Annotated in this window: 19 protein-coding genes; 9 read left to right on the top strand and 10 right to left on the bottom strand. The window is 58.4% G+C overall.

The window, feature by feature from the left end:
- Positions 1–84: 84 nt before the first annotated feature.
- Positions 85–717, bottom strand: a complete 633-nt coding sequence (locus tag AC2FLP_RS13305; protein ID WP_117869644.1) for an ATP-dependent Clp protease proteolytic subunit — start codon at positions 715–717, stop codon at positions 85–87.
- 366 nt (positions 718–1083) lie between these two features.
- Between AC2FLP_RS13305 and AC2FLP_RS13300 the strand changes: the two genes are divergently transcribed.
- From AC2FLP_RS13300 to AC2FLP_RS13290, 3 genes are all read left to right on the top strand, one after another.
- On the top strand, positions 1084–1425 hold the full coding sequence (locus tag AC2FLP_RS13300; protein ID WP_496683956.1) for an ArsR/SmtB family transcription factor: 342 nt from the start codon (positions 1084–1086) through the stop codon (positions 1423–1425).
- Between the two features lie 61 nt (positions 1426–1486).
- Entirely contained in the window at positions 1487–1624 is a 138-nt protein-coding gene (locus AC2FLP_RS13295) for an entericidin A/B family lipoprotein (protein WP_117869646.1), read from the top strand.
- A gap of 827 nt (positions 1625–2451) precedes the next feature.
- Positions 2452–2868, top strand: coding sequence for a type II toxin-antitoxin system Phd/YefM family antitoxin (locus AC2FLP_RS13290; RefSeq protein WP_496683958.1), 417 nt, complete (start codon positions 2452–2454; stop codon positions 2866–2868).
- 100 nt (positions 2869–2968) lie between these two features.
- Here AC2FLP_RS13290 and AC2FLP_RS13285 read toward each other — a convergent pair whose 3' ends face one another.
- A complete protein-coding gene (locus tag AC2FLP_RS13285) occupies positions 2969–3418 on the bottom strand; it encodes a hypothetical protein (RefSeq protein WP_496683961.1) in 450 nt (149 codons plus the stop codon).
- Positions 3419–3524: 106 nt separating this feature from the next.
- Positions 3525–3845: a hypothetical protein gene (locus AC2FLP_RS13280; RefSeq protein WP_170345061.1), complete on the bottom strand. Its 321-nt coding sequence runs from the start codon at positions 3843–3845 to the stop codon at positions 3525–3527.
- Positions 3846–4533: 688 nt separating this feature from the next.
- Here AC2FLP_RS13280 and AC2FLP_RS13275 point away from each other — a divergent pair.
- Positions 4534–5247, top strand: coding sequence for a class I SAM-dependent methyltransferase (locus AC2FLP_RS13275; RefSeq protein ID WP_117869650.1), 714 nt, complete (start codon positions 4534–4536; stop codon positions 5245–5247).
- A gap of 64 nt (positions 5248–5311) precedes the next feature.
- Here the strand turns inward: AC2FLP_RS13275 and lepA are convergent, their stop codons facing one another.
- Positions 5312–7111 carry a translation elongation factor 4 gene (lepA, locus tag AC2FLP_RS13270; RefSeq protein ID WP_496683964.1) on the bottom strand — a complete coding sequence of 600 codons (1800 nt, stop codon included), beginning with the start codon at positions 7109–7111 and terminating at the stop codon, positions 5312–5314.
- A 119-nt stretch (positions 7112–7230) separates the two neighbouring features.
- A complete protein-coding gene (locus AC2FLP_RS13265) occupies positions 7231–7761 on the bottom strand; it encodes a hypothetical protein (protein ID WP_496683965.1) in 531 nt (176 codons plus the stop codon).
- A 275-nt stretch (positions 7762–8036) separates the two neighbouring features.
- Between AC2FLP_RS13265 and AC2FLP_RS13260 the strand changes: the two genes are divergently transcribed.
- Together AC2FLP_RS13260 and AC2FLP_RS13255 are read left to right on the top strand one after the other, a co-directional pair.
- A complete protein-coding gene (locus AC2FLP_RS13260; protein ID WP_299643607.1) occupies positions 8037–8345 on the top strand; it encodes a hypothetical protein in 309 nt (102 codons plus the stop codon).
- Positions 8346–8411: 66 nt separating this feature from the next.
- Complete coding sequence (locus AC2FLP_RS13255; RefSeq protein WP_117869654.1) at positions 8412–9365, top strand: LysR family transcriptional regulator; 954 nt, start codon at positions 8412–8414, stop codon at positions 9363–9365.
- Here AC2FLP_RS13255 and AC2FLP_RS13250 read toward each other — a convergent pair.
- A complete protein-coding gene (locus AC2FLP_RS13250) occupies positions 9362–9805 on the bottom strand; it encodes a low molecular weight protein-tyrosine-phosphatase (RefSeq protein ID WP_496683974.1) in 444 nt (147 codons plus the stop codon). The two genes, AC2FLP_RS13255 and AC2FLP_RS13250, sit on opposite strands and share 4 nt — an antisense overlap.
- A 28-nt stretch (positions 9806–9833) precedes the next feature.
- On the opposite strand from AC2FLP_RS13250, the gene AC2FLP_RS13245 reads away from it, so the two are divergent.
- Positions 9834–10532 (top strand): NAD-dependent deacylase, encoded by a 699-nt coding sequence (locus AC2FLP_RS13245; RefSeq protein ID WP_496684126.1) that lies wholly within the window; start codon positions 9834–9836, stop codon positions 10530–10532.
- 61 nt (positions 10533–10593) lie between these two features.
- Positions 10594–11202, top strand: coding sequence for an HdeD family acid-resistance protein (locus AC2FLP_RS13240; RefSeq protein WP_117869657.1), 609 nt, complete (start codon positions 10594–10596; stop codon positions 11200–11202).
- A 92-nt stretch (positions 11203–11294) separates the two neighbouring features.
- Here AC2FLP_RS13240 and AC2FLP_RS13235 read toward each other — a convergent pair whose 3' ends face one another.
- The 4 genes from AC2FLP_RS13235 to meaB form a co-directional block, all read right to left on the bottom strand.
- Positions 11295–11765, bottom strand: coding sequence for a copper chaperone PCu(A)C (locus tag AC2FLP_RS13235; protein ID WP_496683976.1), 471 nt, complete (start codon positions 11763–11765; stop codon positions 11295–11297).
- A gap of 40 nt (positions 11766–11805) precedes the next feature.
- Positions 11806–12156: a glycosyltransferase family protein gene (locus AC2FLP_RS13230; protein ID WP_496683979.1), complete on the bottom strand. Its 351-nt coding sequence runs from the start codon at positions 12154–12156 to the stop codon at positions 11806–11808.
- 407 nt (positions 12157–12563) lie between these two features.
- Complete coding sequence (rpmB, locus tag AC2FLP_RS13225; RefSeq protein ID WP_117869660.1) at positions 12564–12851, bottom strand: 50S ribosomal protein L28; 288 nt, start codon at positions 12849–12851, stop codon at positions 12564–12566.
- Positions 12852–13037: 186 nt separating this feature from the next.
- The gene (meaB, locus tag AC2FLP_RS13220) at positions 13038–14009 is read right to left on the bottom strand and encodes a methylmalonyl Co-A mutase-associated GTPase MeaB (RefSeq protein WP_117869661.1); all 972 of its coding nucleotides are present in this window, start codon (positions 14007–14009) and stop codon (positions 13038–13040) included.
- Between the two features lie 192 nt (positions 14010–14201).
- Here meaB and hrpB point away from each other — a divergent pair, with 192 nt between their 5' ends.
- A complete protein-coding gene (gene hrpB / locus AC2FLP_RS13215) occupies positions 14202–16676 on the top strand; it encodes an ATP-dependent helicase HrpB (RefSeq protein ID WP_496683983.1) in 2475 nt (824 codons plus the stop codon).
- Positions 16677–16745: the final 69 nt, after the last annotated feature.

Raw genomic sequence — 16745 nt, 5'->3', positions numbered from 1 at the left:
ACACCTGTGTGTGCAGCTTAGGCCAGCACTCTGGCGGCTACAATCTCAAAATGACCCCCGCGCCGGTGACGCCGGGTATTGGCCTCAGGCCTCTTCCGTGTCCATTTTCGCTCGGTTTTCGACAATCTCGTCGATGTGACCCCATTCCTTGGCCTCTTCAGGGCTCATGAAATTGTCACGATCCAGCGCTTTTTCGACTGCCTTTTTCGTCTGTCCGGTGTGACGTACGTAGATGTCATACAGGCGATCCTTCAGCTTCTGCGTTTCAGCCGCGTGAATCATGATGTCACTGGCCTGGCCCTGGTATCCGCCGCTGGGCTGGTGCACCATGATGCGGCTGTTGGGCAGTGAAAAGCGCATTCCCTTCTCGCCCCCGGCCAACAGAACCGACCCCATCGAGGCCGCCTGACCGATAACCAATGTGGAACATTTCGGCTTGATGTATTGCATTGTGTCGTAAATCGACAAACCGCTGGTCACCACTCCGCCAGGCGAGTTGATGTAGATCGAGATTTCCTTGTTCGGGTTTTCCGCCTCGAGGTGCAGCAATTGCGCCACAACAAGATGGCTCATCCCATCATGGATCGGTCCGTTGATGAATATGATCCGCTCTTTCAGCAGGCGGGAGAAAATATCATAGGCGCGCTCGCCCCGGCTGGTCTGCTCAACGACCATGGGGACAAGTGTATTCATGTAGGTTTCTACGGGATCGAACATTCGTAACCTGCCTGTTTAGCTATGGATCGGGACAATATCCCAACAAGTGTTACCTGAGTCTTAGTGTCGGCTAAGGGGGGCTGCAAGGGGGGCAAGTGAGAACGCTGACCGATTGTTGATCGTGATCAATCCTCAAAGCGAACCATCTGTTGTTTCCCGGGCTGATCCGCAGATCGCCTTCAGTTGAATTACATGCACTTTGCGTTTCGGGAACATTCAATCCGAACTCCCCTTTCACACATCACGCTATTTTGATTCATACATATAGAAATGAATGTACGAAACGTGTACTGAAGGGCTCACTCTCACACCTCTTTACGTAACGGAAACACCGCCCGGCCAACGGGTTTGCAAGGAACACAATCGATGGCAATTCCCCAGCTATCCCAAGACATGTCACAAGAAAATTTTGACCGCATGGTCTCAAACGCGACGCGCGCATCCAATTTCCTCAAGGCTATTAGCCACGAAGGCAGATTGATGATCCTGTGTCACCTTGTGTCCGGTGAAAAATCTGTCACGGAACTGGAAGAGCTGCTGTCCGCCAGGCAAGCCGCTGTTTCGCAACAGCTTTCCCGCCTGCGACTTGAAGGTCTGGTGACACCTCGCAGGGAAGGTAAGGCCATCTATTATCGTCTGGCGGATGAACGTCCGCGCCGCATGCTCGAAGTCGTTTACGAACTTTTCTGCGGCGAGGCCCCAGCCTAAGAACTGGCTCCGCCTGAAGAAAGGTGCTACCGAAAAATGATCGAGCACTAAGGAGACGAATATGATCCGCGTAATTCTGATTGGCCTGAGTCTGTTTGCACTGACCGCCTGCGAAACCGCAAAAGGCGCCGGCAAGGACATCGAAAAAGCCGGAGATGCCATCCAGGGCGCAGCAACCGACGTTCAGGAAAGCCTGTAGCATACCTTATTTTGCGCCACGCGCGGAACCATTATCAATATATGGTTGAAAGACGCACCAGGCCGCAGTAACCTATCCTCACAGGTGCATAGACGCGGCACTGCATCATCTGACGCTAAATCGGGGCTCTTTTGCACACGCAGAAGAGCCCCGGTCCCTTTCGGCAGGGGTGAGTGGTAGCCTGTATGAAACCGAAATCGGCAAAGGAAAAGGCGTCAGGTGCGCAGACGCGGTCTTTGCATGCATCCTTTCGGATACTCCTGACGCCTTACCGGTTCGATGCGCCCCGAAGGGCACCCCGATCCAGTTGCCCCAGCCCCCTAAGAGACTGCGACTGCTGCTTTGCGCCCGAAGGAACATCACAGCGTGCATCGGCCTTTTGAGAAGGTAGCCATCCGAGTAGGGTACGAAACCCGCATGCGGCTGATCACCCACCGGTAAGCCATTGCAGTTCAACGCAAATCCTAAGATCCGGTCTCTCTGCCAAGACCCCCGGGCCTTTGCGTCCCACCTTCGGTTCCGAAGAACCTGTGTGGTGTTCAGACTGTTGCATTACGTCTTGTATCCGACAAGAAAATAGCAATGCAGCATGAAAATTAGACGGGGATAAACTGTTAGTATCTGACGGGAAATCTTTGTGGATAATCCGAGAAGTTTCGAATCCACGCATGTTTGAACCGGGACATGTTCAGACTTGATCCAGGCCCCCATTTTCGCCCTATGCTGCAGGCGCAAAGGCTGCCGCACGCTCCATTAGGTGAAAATTGCACGGTTTGTACAACTTTCGGACCACCAATCTTTCGAATCGTACATACGGAGATTCGCCGATGCGTTGCACCATTTCCCATGCGCGCGCCAATTTGGGCGCTCTGGTCACCCGTGCACAGGACCCGCGCGAAGTGATCATTCTGACCCGGCACGGCAAACCGCTGGCCGCTCTGGTTTCGGTCGCCGAGGCGAAGCGGATCTGGCATTTGCAGGATGATGACGAGATCGGGTGGAAACACCCGCTGTCGGGCATTCGCGGGATGTGGTCGCGGGGACGCAACATCCCCGGAATGGAACCGGGACCGGACGGCAGCTATGTTACCGCGCGCGAAGCCGCGCTGAAGGTTCGCGAAATCCAGATGACCCGCGCCGAGGAACGCCGCATTCTTGCGCGGGGCGGTCTGGATCCTGTCGCAGGCGGTGAACTGGCCGCCCGGCCCGTCTCCTCGCTGTGGAGACGATTGTTCCGTTTTTGAGAAGCGGTCCGACCCGCGCGTGGCAACCTACTAACCTCCGCCGCAGTCAAAATCGCAGCAGCGATACTTACCCCCTACAATCGCCCGGGCCGGACACGCTTCAGTTCACCTGACGTTCCAGAACGGTGCTGTAGGTCGTTCCGGTCCGCAGGCTACGGAAATCGGCAAAAATCCTGCCATCTTCGTACCGCGCATCGATCAACGCATTCGCGCCGATCAGCAGAGGTGAGGTTTCGACGATGCCGATACTGCCCGTCCCATCGAGGCTGATGGTGCCGGTGGCCTCGTATTCATTCCAGTCGGCATCGCCATCGCGACGCCATTTGCTGTGCCCCCAGAAAACGTTGCCGTCCTGAAGCTGCACATCCAGCATCCATTCGGCCTGATTGAACCGGGGCTGATCGCCTTTGTAGTAATGGCTGGGCTGGACGGTCGTGTAGGACCCCAGCCATGTGCCGCGCAGGTCGGGCGTGGTATCGGCCAGCGCGGCCGTTCCAAGGGCGAGGGTCGTGGCCAAAGCGGCTGCTCCGGCAGTCATGTATCTGGTCATGGCTCTCTCCTGTTCGTCTGGTGAACAGATTGGGAGGGCACGTGGCGGTTACAACTTACTTAAGGGAAACTTCATGATTGGTTCAGCGGGGGCTCAGAATGGAGTTTCAGGCCCAGGCCAGAGCTGTCCCGACAATCACCAGCGCGATGCCGATCCCCTCGCGATAGGAAAAGTTCTCGCCAAACAGGAAATACGAGGCGATGGCGATCAGCACGACCTCGGCCCCCAGAATGCCGGTATAGATGATGCCCAATCGTTCGTTGCGCAGCGCGGCAAGTTCCAGCGTCGCGGCGGCCAGCAACGTGGCGACGATCAGAAGGGTCAGGCCAACACCGGGAATCTTCCACCAGAACTTCATCGAGATCATGGCAACGGAATATAGACCCGCCGACCCGAGGGCGATGAGAGGGATGAGCGATGTGGACATAAGGGCCTCCTGCCGAGGTTGCCGTTGCGTCAACATTAGCAGGTGGGCGAAGTTGAAGCTGTGAGGTTGGTCACAGGTGTTAGATGGACAACTGATACGATGCTATTTAAACGTTCGAATTAGATAAAAGACTATGTGAAACATGCTGTAGAATCCCCAACCAACAAAAATAAGAAACAGCATCCAACCAGGGTTAAACTCCTGCTGATCAAAGGCGCGGAAAGTGTGGTCCATAGTGCTTTGCAAAACAAAGTACGAAAAATAAGTCAGGCCAATCGTCGCGACGGGCCAGCGCTCCAAGATAGTTCTATAGTTCATTGCCATAGCAACAACCTAACGATGTGATCTGTCAGCGGCTAGTCACAGAAATCCAAGTGATGAGGGCAGCGCCAACCCGAGGGGTGAGCGGCGTCTCGGAATTCGTCCAGTGGACGAATTCAGCCGCGAACGGACAGAGCCCAAGGGCGCAAACGCACCACCCGTTTTTTTCGAAGGTAAACCCTGAGGTTGACGCAGGAAGGTCATCCCAAAGGCAGGCACTCGTGCTTTTACGTCACTGACGGAACTCACTTTAGGCCCAAAAACGAGAACACTTGTTCTTCGCTTCAAAGGTTTACTTTCCATCGCTTCAACAGTTTAACGAAAACCTCGCGTGTAATGGAACTAAAGGGTTTCGAGGAAAAGTACTGTGTCTTCCAACTTCCATCCTTCAGATTATGACGATCTCTTGTCCTCAGCACAGTGGAACGAAAACTTGCGCGACCTCAATCAGTATGTCGCACATTCGCTTGAACAAGTGGGTGAACCACCTGCGCTGAATGGCAATCTGTTCTACGAACACCGCGCGACGGGTTTTCAAACACAGCCATTTATTGAAAGATTCGAACCCAAACGAAGAAATTTCTTTGAGTTGGCCCGACGCTCGACACGTCTGTTCGAAATAGGCGTGAATGCGGGCCACAGCATGTTGTTGGCGCTTATGGCCAACCCTGAAATCAAGTGCGTCGGCGTGGATGTTTGCCAGAGATTGAACCGCCGCTGGGCCCGCGTGGACATTTACGTGCCGGCAGCATTCAACTGGCTAAGGTACAAGTTTCCTGACCGGGTTGAGCTGATCAAAGGAAACTCTCTGATCGAAGCTCCGGCATACGCCCTGAGGCATCCTGATGCGAAAATCGATTTCCTGCACCTGGACGGGGCCAAGGACACGCACCTCAGAGAGGTTCTGGCGCTACACGCTCTCATGCCGTCCGGTGCCTTCATCGTGCATGACGATTCCAACCTCAGACCGGTTCGAATTGCAGACAGACAGTTGAGGCGCCTGAACTTTTCCAAGCCGATTGATTACAGCGAATTCGGCCTGACGGACTGCGAATTCCATTTGGTGCGAGCCGCCACCTGATCAGGTGGCATCAAGCTCGAACCCAAAAAGAAAGCCTGTCAGTGACTGTTCAAAACGGACAGCTTTAGCTGTCCATCTTCAGCGCTGAAATAAACGCCTCCTGCGGGATATCGACCTTCCCGAACTGGCGCATTTTCTTCTTACCCGCCTTCTGCTTGTCCAGCAGTTTGCGTTTCCGCGTGGCGTCGCCTCCGTAGCATTTGGCGGTCACGTCCTTGCGTAAGGCGGACAGGGTCTCGCGCGCGATGACCTTGCCTCCGATGGCGGCCTGGATCGGGATTTTGAACATGTGGCGCGGGATTAAGTCTTTGAGCTTTTCGCACATCGCGCGGCCCCGCATCTCGGCCCGGTCGCGGTGAACCATGGTCGACAGCGCGTCAACCGGCTCATCATTCACCAGCACCGACATCTTGACCAGATTGTCCTCGGTATAGCCGGTCATCTGGTAGTCAAACGAGGCATAACCCTTGGTCACCGATTTCAGGCGGTCGTAGAAGTCAAAGACGACCTCGTTCAGCGGCAGGTCATAGACGACCATGGCGCGGCTGCCCGCATAGGTCAGGTCCATCTGGATGCCACGGCGGTCCTGACACAGTTTCAGCACGTCGCCTAGGAATTCGTCGGGCACCAGAATGGTCGCCTTGATGCGCGGTTCCTCAATATGGTCGACCTTCGACGGGTCGGGCATGTCGGCGGGGTTGTGGAGCTCGATCATCTCGCCGTCTTTCATGTAGACGTGATAGATCACCGACGGCGCGGTGGTGATAAGCTCGATATCATATTCGCGTTCGATACGGTCGCGGATGACCTCAAGGTGCAAAAGGCCAAGGAAGCCGCAGCGGAAGCCAAAGCCAAGCGCTGCCGAGGTTTCCATTTCAAAGCTGAAGCTGGCGTCGTTCAGCGCCAGTTTGTCAATCGCATCGCGCAGGTCTTCGAATTCGGAACTGTCGACGGGGAACAGGCCACAGAACACCACCGGCTGCGCGGGTTTGAAGCCTGTCAGGGCCTCTTCCGTGCCGTTGCGGTCATTGGTGATGGTGTCACCGACGCGGGTGTCGCGGACCTGTTTGATCGATGCCGTGAGGAATCCGATCTCACCGGGGCCAAGCGAGTCGACCATCTCCATCTCAGGCCGGAAGACGCCGACGCGGTCGACATGGTGCAGGGTGTTGTTCGACATGAACTTGACCCGCATGCCCCTTTTCAGCGTGCCGTCCATGATACGAACCAGAACGATGACGCCGAGATAAGCGTCGTACCACGAATCCACCAGCATCGCCTTGAGCGGCGCGTCCAGATTGCCCTGCGGCGCGGGCAGTTGCTGTACGATGGCTTCCAGCGTCTCGTGGATGCCCTGCCCCGTTTTGGCGCTGACCTGAATGGCGTCGGTCGCGTCGATGCCGATCACATCCTCGATCTGTTCCGCCACGCGATCACAGTCGGACGCGGGCAGGTCGATCTTGTTCAGCACCGGCACGATCTCATGATCGGCGTCGATGGCCTGATACACATTCGCCAGCGTCTGCGCTTCGACGCCTTGGGTCGAATCCACAACCAGCAGCGAGCCTTCGACCGCGCGCATGGAGCGGCTGACCTCATAGGCAAAGTCCACGTGGCCGGGGGTGTCGATCAGGTTCAGCACGTATGCCTCGCCATTGTCGGCGGTATAGTCGATGCGAACCGTGTTGGCCTTGATGGTGATGCCGCGCTCGCGCTCGATATCCATACTGTCGAGCAGCTGTTCCTTCATGTCGCGATCCTTGACCGTTCCGGTCTCTTGGATGAGCCGGTCAGCAAGGGTGGATTTGCCATGGTCGATATGCGCGACGATGGAGAAATTGCGGATATGAGCGAGGTCTGTCATGGGTTGGGGATATGTAGGGGAATCGTGGGCTGGTCAAGGTGGATTGAGTGTCCCAGCAGCACCATACAATGACTCCAAGATTGTATGTTTCCTCGAACAACCTCACGCGCAACTAGATGCTACGATAAGATTTTACAATCTGACGCCAGCTTATATTCATGTTCCCGCTCAATTATGCTGAACCAATCAGCTTGCAAGATGAAATCCCTGAGCAGGGGGGCATGACAAGCTCTTTCTCGAGAGTAGAAATGCCGCCGGTCAATCACAAGGATTGGGAAAGGCATTTCATCGCCCTCAAATTCCACAGTCAATGCAGCTACAAAATTCCGCTCCCCGCTGTCGGGAAAGTCATCAGGGACAAAGCCAAGCTCTCGGACAATTTTTTCGTCGAGCGCATCATTAAACTCATCGACCAGTATGACCATTAAATCAAAGTCGGAAAGCTTCTTTGAAGGATAGCTGAAGTCAATTTTTCTATTTGAATCTAGTGTGCTCACCTCGTGGGCGAAATCATCAGACACTCCTGATATCAGCACCCGTACCGGTCGATTGAGGTCTTCAGATCGGTCTTGTGCTGCGACTTCCTCTACTGCGCCCATCACGAACATCAGGATCGCGATCACAACAGTAGCCGCTGCTTGTAAGCTCATAATTTCTTCCATATTCCAAGCTTAGTCGATAGTTTACTCTATAAGATTGCAGTAGACGATCAAGCAGCACTGCCAAACCTCAAGGTCCTGATGCAGTCCTGGCCGTTGCTGGGCTGAAACCAGGCCTACGGTCTGGGCGAGAAAGCCATAGCTACTACTCCGAAATTTACTTTTTCGCACCACCCGATTGATCCCTTCCCTCGATTGATTCATACTCTGCCGCAGACCGAGAGGGGCATCAGACCCGTCCGGGCAGGCAAAAACGAGGCTCGAGTATGAAACAGTTTCTCCTTATCGCGTTTTGCGCCACGTCTCTGACGGCGGTGGCGCCGGTTGCGGACGCGGCGCAGATCAAACGGGCGTGTCTGGCGTCGGATCGGTCGGCGGCGACGCGGGATCGGTGTACTTGCATCCAGCGCGTGGCGGATCAGGCGCTGACCCGCAGCGATCAGAAGACCGTGGCCAAGTGGTTCTCTGACCCGCATCAGGCGCAAGAGTTGAAGATGTCGCAGACTGCGCGCGATGATGCGCTGTGGGATCGGTATCAGAACTTTGGCCAGATGGCGCAGGCGATCTGCAGCTAAGCCCTTCGGAACGCTTGACCTGATGCACACTGCGCCCCAGAAAAGGCGCAACGAAAGGTGTATCTTATGGTGATGAAAGGGCTGACCCTGCGGGGCCTTGAAGTATTCGAGGCCTTGGCACGGACGGGATCGGTGGCGCAAGCCGCCGAGATCACGGGGCTCAGCCAGCCATCCGTTTCCCAGCAATTACGTAATCTGGAAAAGGCGTTGGGCACTGAACTGGTCGATCACGGGCGGCGACCGATGCGCCTGACACAGGCCGGGCGCAGCTTTCTGGCGCGGGCCGAGACGGTTCTGGCCGAGCTGCAAATGGCACAAAGCGAATTGTCGGTCATGGATCTGGGGCATCTGACCACGCTGTCAATCGGGCTGATCGACGACTTCGACAATGATCTGACCCCGCGGCTGGCAACGTTGCTGGCAGACAGTCTGACCCGATCGAATTTCAAACTGATCACCTTGTCGAGCCTCGATCTGTTCGAGGCCCTGGCCGAACAACGCCTGCATATGGCCGTAACCGCCCATAGCGGAGAAGTGCTGGAGGGGGTGGTCGAGTACCCTCTGGTCCGGGATCCGTTCATTCTGGTTGCACCACAGGGGTCGGGCGGAGTGGAGGCGGTACAGGACAGGCTGCCATATCTGCGCTATGCCCGCGAGCAACTGATCAGCCGGCAGATCGAGGCGCATATGGCGCGCGGCGCGCAGGAGTTTGAGGAACGGTTCGAGATCGGCTCGCACATGGCGCTGATGGCCATGGTTGCACGGGGCCTGGGTTGGGCGATCACGACGCCGCTGGGCTTCATGCGCGCAGCGCGGTTCCATGAAGGGCTGGAGGCCCACCCTGCCCCGTTCGGGGATTTCTCGCGCAGCATATCCTTGCTGGCGCGTACGGACTGGTCCGATCAGGTACCGCAGGAGGTCGCGGGCATGACACGGCGCCTGATGCAGAACCAGATCGTGGACCCGGCTTTGGCCAAACTGCCCTGGCTGAGCGGATCGCTGCGGGTGATAGGCGGTTAACTGTCCAGATGAGCCGCAAGGCCCTCGACAGCCGCTTCGATCAGGTCCAGAGCGCCATCGAAATCCCGTGTATAATATGGGTCAGGCACATGATCCGCGCCGGTTTCAGGGGCGAAATCGGTCAGCAGGCGCACCGTGGTGTCACTGCCGGCGGGGCGCAGATCCTCGATATCCGCGATGTTGTTGGCGTCCATGCCGAGGATCAGGTCGAAGCGGGCGAAATCGGCGGCGGTGAACTGACGGGCGCGCAGGTCACCCAGGTCGATTCCCCTGACCTTCGCAGCTGCCTGCATCGGGCCATAGGGCGGGTTCCCCGCGTGCCAGCCCATGGTTCCGGCACTATCGGTTACGTGGTGCGGCGCGCGGGCGCGGAAAACGCCTTCGGCAGCGGGCGAACGGCAGATATTGCCCAGGCAGACAAAGAGGATACGGTGTGACATGCACCAAGCTGTACCGCGCGGAGGAGAAATGGAAAAGATCGTGATCCTGACCGGGGCCGGAATATCCGCCGAAAGCGGGTTGAGCACCTTTCGCGATGAGGGTGGATTATGGGCACAGCACCGGATCGAGGATGTCGCCACGCCGGAAGGATTCGCCCGCGACCCCGCACTGGTTCAGGGGTTTTACAATGCGCGGCGCGTTCAGGCCTCTGAGGTGCAACCCAATGCCGCGCATGAAGCGCTGGCCCGATTGCAACGGGACTGGCCCGGAGACGTCGTGATTGTCACCCAGAACGTGGACAGCCTGCATGAGGCGGGCGGCGCCAAGGATGTCATTCACATGCACGGAACATTGGCCGGCGCTTTGTGTTCTGCCTGCGGCCATCAATGGACCGCCCCGACCGAGATGGCTGTAGGAGAACCCTGCCCCGCCTGTGCGCACCCCTCTGCCCGGCCCGATGTGGTTTGGTTTGGTGAAATGCCCTATTTCATGGACGAGATTTATGACCAACTGGCTAGCGCGTCGCTTTTTGCTGCCATTGGCACCTCGGGTCAGGTTTATCCGGCAGCGGCCTTTGTACACGAGGCACAAGCGGCGGGCGCACGGACGATCGAAATCAATCTGGAACCGTCGCTGGGCGCATCCGGGTTTGACGAACGTATTGTCGGCAAAGCGACTCAAACAGTTCCGCGATGGGTTGAGCATCTGCTTGCGCCGCACACTTAAGGTACAGACAGCACGCGCTTAATTTGTATAGACTATCTTCGAAACGACTGGAGGACGAGAAATGGCTGATCAAGACCCCCGGACCGGTGAGATCCTTGATGACGACAGCATGGCCGGGCGCGACATGCTGGGCGAGCAGCTTTCCAGCCTGTGGTGGACCTTTCTGCTGCGCGGAGTATTGGCCGGGCTTGTCGGCATTGCCGCACTTTTCTGGCCGTCGGGCAGCATCGCGTTGCTGCTGCGACTGGTTGGCGTGCTGCTGATCCTCGATGGCGGCCTGACGCTCTTGGGCGTTGGGCGACGTGGTGTGATGGGCGGCGCTGCGATTGGTGCGCTTCTGATCGGGCTTGTCCTGCTGTTCTGGCCGGAAGGGACGGTCAAACTGGCCTTTTTCCTGATGGGCGCATGGGCGCTGATCATCGGGATCGGCTCGCTGGCGGCCTCCGGGCAAATGCATGAGAGAGATCCGCAGCGTGGCTCGATGCGCGTATCGGGATTCGTCGCGCTTGTCGTCGGGCTCGTTTTGATGATCTGGCCCGCGGTCGCGCTTGTTGCGCTGGGATGGGGCATCGCCTTTTCGGCACTGGCCATTGCTGCCGTCATGTTCTGGCTGGCGTCCCGATTCCGTCAGGCCGGCGACCGTGTTGGCCTGAAGACCGTCAATAAGTAGCACCAGCGACAGCCACAAGGACAACAGGCCGGGCAATGCCCGGCCTGACGCATGAATGACGGCCGCAGCGCGGCCTGAAGACAGGCGTTGCCCTAGTTCGAATGTGATCCCCCGCCCATGTCCTGGCGCTCCAGATCGACCGGGATTTCGACTTCAACCTCGCCAGCTTTTTCGAAGATCAGCGTCACCGGAACCGTGGCACCCTGCTCGAACGGTGCCGCCAGCCCCATGAACATCACGTGGTCGCCGCCGCGTTTCAGCATATGGGTCTCGCCGGCCGGAATGGCAAAGCCTTCCTCGACATGCATCATCTTGGCCACGCCATTTTCGTCGACTTTGTGCGTATGCAGTTCGACCCGGGCCGCGGCATCCGAAGACGCACCGACCAGCCGGTCATCTGTATCACCCTGATTCCGGATCATCATGAACGCAGCACCCGCCTTGGCGGTCTTTCCCGATGACCGGGCATAGGCGTCATCAACTTTGATTGTACCTTCGGCAAAAGCCGGCAAAGCCAGTGTCACAACGGCCAGAGTTGCAAACAGAGTAGTCTTGAGGGACATCGTGCCTCTCCTGTGTTTTGAGTTTGAAAAAGATTGGTTTTCAAATTCTTACAGGCGGTGCGCGCGCCGGAGAGCCGGGGACTGGCAAAGCGATCTGATTGACCAGATGCCGCAACGGCGAAGGCTGCGCCTGTTTCGGCGCCACAGGCATCGATGGGTGGGCGACGGCAATCGCGCCCATCAGGGACAGCGCATAGTCCGGACAGTAATGCGGTGGCGCGGTCGGTTGCCCGTCTTCGTCCATATAGACAACGACCGGACCAGTGCCTGTGCACAGCACCATCTGACCCACGGCCCTGTCCATGCCGCGCGAAACAGCAAGACCCTGCCCGGTCAGAACCAAAAGCAGGGACAGAACATAAGGTAGGATTCTGATTAAAACTGGTCTCATCCTGACCCGGGTATAGGTCAGTCAGCAGAGTAGCTTCAAGCGCCAAAGGGTCGCGCTTGAAGCTGGTTTCAGTAGTCAATTCCCGGTCGTTTCACCTTGCTTGTATTGAAGCTGGTGTGGGAACGGTTCACCCTGCGCTGCATCCGCGTGCAAGCCGAAATTGCTTTGCGAAAGACCGCGGCCAGGAACAGGAAAAGGTAGAAACTTTTTAACGTCATAGTGTGGCCCCCGCCTGATGAATGACAGTTACGTTAGGTCAGATTCGAGAGCCCGTATGTGAAGCAATTCACCAATAGCGAAAAATAATTTCGAAATTGAAAACAATATGAGGCAGTGTGGGCGTTTCAAAAAAGAAAAAGCCCCGCACCACAGAGGTACAGGGCTTGAAATACCGTTAGCGAAAAAGCTTAGGCCGTGGCTTGTGCCTTGGCGATTTCCTTCTTCACTTTCAGAGCGTTCGACGACAACTCGTCATCCTTGGCTTTGGCCAGGAATGCGTCCAGACCACCGCGGTGGTCAACCGAACGCAGGGCAGCGGCCGAGATGCGCAGCTTCACGCCGCGGCCCAGGGTCTCGGACTGCAGGGTGACGTCATTCAGGTTCGGCAGGAAACGACGACGAGTTCTGTTTTTGGCGTGGCTGACATTGTTGCCAGTCATCGGGCCTTTTCCGGTCAGTTCGCAACGGCGCGACATGGTTTCTTCCTTTGTTTCTGGAGGCCGGGCACAAAGCCCTCGGCCAAATCACAAGGGGCACAACCCGAAGTCGCGCCCGAAAACTGGTTGGATGCGTGTAGTGGGAATCGCAGGGAGGGTCAAGACGGGCTGCGCGAATTCTTTCATTTTGCGCCAACCTTTGAAACCCCGCCCTTTTTCAACCCGTCAGGTCAGCGTATTGAGCAGTTCCTGTGCCGCCAAAACCGGGTTCAGATGCCCGGCCGAGACTTCGGCATTCAGACGCTCCATCTCAGCCTTGGCTTGCGGCGTGTCGAGGCGAGCCAGAAGGGCGTGACGGACCTCCTGATCGAACCAGTAACGTGCCTGCGCGGCGCGGTTGGCCTCCCAGATACCGTTGTCGCTGCGCCATTGGATCAGGGATTGCATCTCGTCCCAGGCTTGCTCCAGCCCCTGTTCTTCGACCGCTGAAACGGTCATTGCCTTGGGGAAACCTTCGGGATCCTGGGGGCGTTTGCGCAGCAATCGCAGCGCGCCGGCATAGTCTGCGCACGTCCGTGTCGCCGTGGCCTTCAGGTCACCATCCGCCTTGTTGATCAGGATGATGTCGGCCATCTCCATGATGCCACGTTTGACACCCTGCAATTCGTCCCCACCCGCCGGGGCCAACAACAACAGGAACAGGTCCGACAATTCAGACACCACCGTTTCGGACTGCCCTACACCCACGGTTTCGATCAGCACCACATCATAGCCCGCGGCCTCGCACAGGGCGATGGCCTCACGGGTCCGTCGGGCAACGCCGCCGAGATGGCTCTGGCTGGGGGACGGGCGGATGAAAGCGTTCTTCTCACGGCTCAGGCGTTCCATCCGGGTTTTGTCCCCCAGAATCGAGCCCCCCGAACGGGCAGAGCTGGGATCGACTGCCAGAACCGCGACACGCAGCCCCTGCCCCGTCAACATCATTCCAAAGCTTTCGATGAATGTGGACTTGCCCACTCCTGGCGTGCCCGACAAACCGATCCGCAGCGCCTGGCGCCCCGATCCGGCGAGCTGTGCCAACAGCTCGCTCGCCTGTGCGCGATGATCGGCGCGGTTGCTTTCCACCAGAGTGATTGCACGTGCCAGCGCCCGGCGCTCGCCCTTCAAAATCCTGTCGCTAAGGCTGTCTGTCTGCATTCTTGTCCCGATCCTAGAGGCAAGAATAGTTGCCGCGCTCCGGGGGCGTTTGTCCAGACCGGAGGTCTCTGGAAATGCGATCAAGGCAATAGCTGCGTCAATTCGTGCGCCGCTTGGCACTTCCGGTTATGGTCTTGGCACCATGGGTTACACCAAAATGCTCGCACTGTGCGAGAACTGGACGTCACCTGCATGATGGCGGATAAGAGCCGGATGACGATACGCCTGCCCATCGACGACGCCATTCCCGAACTGCTAGACACTTTACGTGCGCATGGTCGCGCGGTGCTTCAGGCGCCACCCGGGGCGGGCAAGACCACGCGGGTTCCTCTGGCAATGCTCGAGGCAAGTCTGTGTGACGGCAGGATCGTGATGCTGGAGCCCCGGCGGCTGGCGGCCCGGGCCGCTGCCGAGCGGATGACCGAGACCCTGGGAGAGCGCGCAGGGCAGACCGTGGGTTACCGTGTGCGCGGCGATGCGAAAGTGTCAAAAGACACCCGGATCGAAGTGGTGACCGAAGGTATCCTGACGCGGATGCTGCAATCCGAACCCGACCTGCCCGGCATCGGCGCGGTGATTTTCGACGAATTCCATGAACGGTCTCTGAACGCCGATCTGGGGCTGGCCTTGTGCCTTGAGGTAACGGGCGCACTGCGAGACGATCTGATCCTGCTGGCCATGTCAGCCACGCTGGATGCAGATCCCGTCGGCGCGTTGATGGCGGCCCCGCTGGTCACATCAGACGGGCGCAGCTTTCCGGTTGAGACGCGCTGGCTGGATCGGCCATTGGGACCGCAAGCGCGACGGTTGGATGCGTTGATCGATCTGGTGACACAGGCCGAGCGTGAGACGCGCAAGTCCGGCGGCGGAATTCTGGTTTTCCTGCCGGGAGAGGGCGAAATTCGGCGCGCTGAGGGCGCCTTGAACAGTCGATTACCCAATAGTTGCGTGGTGCGCCCGTTATTCGGGGCCATGCCCTTTGCGGCCCAGCGTGCGGCGATCGCCCCGGTGGAACATGGGCGCAAAGTTGTGCTGGCGACGTCGATTGCCGAAACGTCGCTGACGATCCCCGATATCAAGGTTGTCGTGGACATGGGGCAGGCCCGACGGGCTCGGTTCGATCCGGGATCGGGAATGTCACGGCTGGTGACCGAACGGGTGACACGGGCCGAGGCCACACAGCGCGCGGGCCGGGCCGGACGTGTCGCCGAAGGGGTGTGTTACCGGCTCTGGTCGAAGGGGGAAGACGGTGCGCTGGCCGCCTACCCGCCTGCCGAGATCGAAGCGGCTGACCTGACCGGGCTGGCGCTGGAGCTGTCCCTGTGGGGCGCTGGCGCGGCCGATCTTGCCTTTCTGACACCACCTCCCGAAGGGACGATGGCCGAGGCGCGGGCTTTGCTTACAATGCTGGGCGCACTCGACACCAATGGGCGGATCACCGATCATGGGCGCGCCCTGGCAGCACTGCCCTTGCATCCCCGGTTGGGGCACATGCTTGTGCGGGCCGGTCCGAACGCCGCACCTTTGGCGGCGTTGATGGCAGAGCGTGACCCCCTTCGCGGTGCGCCGGTGGATATCACCCTGCGGCAAGAGGCGCTGCGTGATCCACGGACTTTTCAGCGCAACAGGGTCTGGCAGGTCAACATGGGCGCCGTGGATCGGATCAATGCCGAGACCAAACGGTTGCGGAAACAGGCCAAGGGCGACTCTGCTGATCTGAGCCCTGCCGCCATGGCTGCGCTGGCGTATCCTGACCGCATCGGGCAGCGGCGCAAAGGTGACGCGCCGCGCTATGTGCTGTCAGGGGGAAAAGGCGTTGTTCTGGACAGTGCGGATCCACTGGCCAACGCTCCGTTTCTGGTCGTCATCGACACTGATGGCAACCCGCGCGAGGCTAAGGTCCGGATGGCCACCCAGATTTCGGAACGCGAGACCCGCGATCTGTTCGCGGATCAGATCGATTGGGTTGAGACTTGCGCCTGGTCGAAACGCGAGCGGCGGGTCGTGTCGCGGTGGCAAGAGCGGTTCGGCGCGATCACGCTGGATGACCGCATCTGGAAGGACGTTCCAGACGACGCCGTGGCGCGCGCGATGCTGGACGGGGTCCGCGATCTGGGCTTGCGGCTGGAGGGTGCCGCCGCGCGTTTGGCTGCCCGTGTCGAGCTGGTGCGTGCCGATGGCGTCGATCTGCCCGATTTTTCGGTCGCAGGCCTGATGGCCGAGATGGACGACTGGTTGCTGCCCATGCTGTCAGGTGTCAAAAGCGCCGAAGACTGGAAGAAGTTCGACCTTATGCCCGCCCTGCGCGCGCGGCTGGACTGGGCACAGACGCAGGAACTGGACCGGCGCGCTCCGGGGTCATTTGAAACGCCGCTGGGGCGCAAGGTACCAATTGATTACAGCGCTGCCGTGCCTGAAATCTCGGTCCGCTTGCAGGAAGTGTTTGGCGTGACCCGCCATCCGGCAATCGGCGGCCAGCCTTTGAAGATCACCCTGCTGTCACCAGCACAGCGCCCGATCCAGATAACGCGCGACCTGCCCGGTTTCTGGGCGGGCTCTTACGCGGATGTACGCAAGGACATGAGGGCGCAATACCCCAAACACCCCTGGCCCGAAGATCCGACCCGGGCTGATCCCACGCTGAGAGCGAAGCGCAGACGGGAATAGAGCAGTCAGAAAATTCTGCTGTTTGGCCAAAAACCCACAATATCAGACTAAAAACCCTCAAATATCGGC

It is taken from the genome of Ruegeria sp. CDSA141 (assembly GCF_059612005.1).
The sequence above is the reverse complement of the archived record's forward strand: the minus strand, read 5'-3'. Positions and strand labels throughout refer to the sequence as shown.

Bases quoted from the DNA above. Each gene is read 5' to 3' on its own strand.
- AC2FLP_RS13305 (WP_117869644.1), bottom strand. From the start codon at position 717: ATGTTCGATCCCGTAGAAACCTACATGAATACACTTGTCCCCATGGTC.
- AC2FLP_RS13300 (WP_496683956.1), top strand. From the start codon at position 1,084: ATGGCAATTCCCCAGCTATCCCAAGACATGTCACAAGAAAATTTTGAC.
- AC2FLP_RS13295 (WP_117869646.1), top strand. From the start codon at position 1,487: ATGATCCGCGTAATTCTGATTGGCCTGAGTCTGTTTGCACTGACCGCC.
- AC2FLP_RS13290 (WP_496683958.1), top strand. From the start codon at position 2,452: ATGCGTTGCACCATTTCCCATGCGCGCGCCAATTTGGGCGCTCTGGTC.
- AC2FLP_RS13285 (WP_496683961.1), bottom strand. From the start codon at position 3,418: ATGACCAGATACATGACTGCCGGAGCAGCCGCTTTGGCCACGACCCTC.
- AC2FLP_RS13280 (WP_170345061.1), bottom strand. From the start codon at position 3,845: ATGTCCACATCGCTCATCCCTCTCATCGCCCTCGGGTCGGCGGGTCTA.
- lepA (WP_496683964.1), bottom strand. From the start codon at position 7,111: ATGACAGACCTCGCTCATATCCGCAATTTCTCCATCGTCGCGCATATC.
- AC2FLP_RS13265 (WP_496683965.1), bottom strand. From the start codon at position 7,761: ATGAGCTTACAAGCAGCGGCTACTGTTGTGATCGCGATCCTGATGTTC.
- AC2FLP_RS13260 (WP_299643607.1), top strand. From the start codon at position 8,037: ATGAAACAGTTTCTCCTTATCGCGTTTTGCGCCACGTCTCTGACGGCG.
- AC2FLP_RS13255 (WP_117869654.1), top strand. From the start codon at position 8,412: ATGGTGATGAAAGGGCTGACCCTGCGGGGCCTTGAAGTATTCGAGGCC.
- AC2FLP_RS13250 (WP_496683974.1), bottom strand. From the start codon at position 9,805: ATGTCACACCGTATCCTCTTTGTCTGCCTGGGCAATATCTGCCGTTCG.
- AC2FLP_RS13245 (WP_496684126.1), top strand. From the start codon at position 9,834: ATGGAAAAGATCGTGATCCTGACCGGGGCCGGAATATCCGCCGAAAGC.
- AC2FLP_RS13240 (WP_117869657.1), top strand. From the start codon at position 10,594: ATGGCTGATCAAGACCCCCGGACCGGTGAGATCCTTGATGACGACAGC.
- AC2FLP_RS13235 (WP_496683976.1), bottom strand. From the start codon at position 11,765: ATGTCCCTCAAGACTACTCTGTTTGCAACTCTGGCCGTTGTGACACTG.
- AC2FLP_RS13230 (WP_496683979.1), bottom strand. From the start codon at position 12,156: ATGAGACCAGTTTTAATCAGAATCCTACCTTATGTTCTGTCCCTGCTT.
- rpmB (WP_117869660.1), bottom strand. From the start codon at position 12,851: ATGTCGCGCCGTTGCGAACTGACCGGAAAAGGCCCGATGACTGGCAAC.
- meaB (WP_117869661.1), bottom strand. From the start codon at position 14,009: ATGCAGACAGACAGCCTTAGCGACAGGATTTTGAAGGGCGAGCGCCGG.
- hrpB (WP_496683983.1), top strand. From the start codon at position 14,202: ATGATGGCGGATAAGAGCCGGATGACGATACGCCTGCCCATCGACGAC.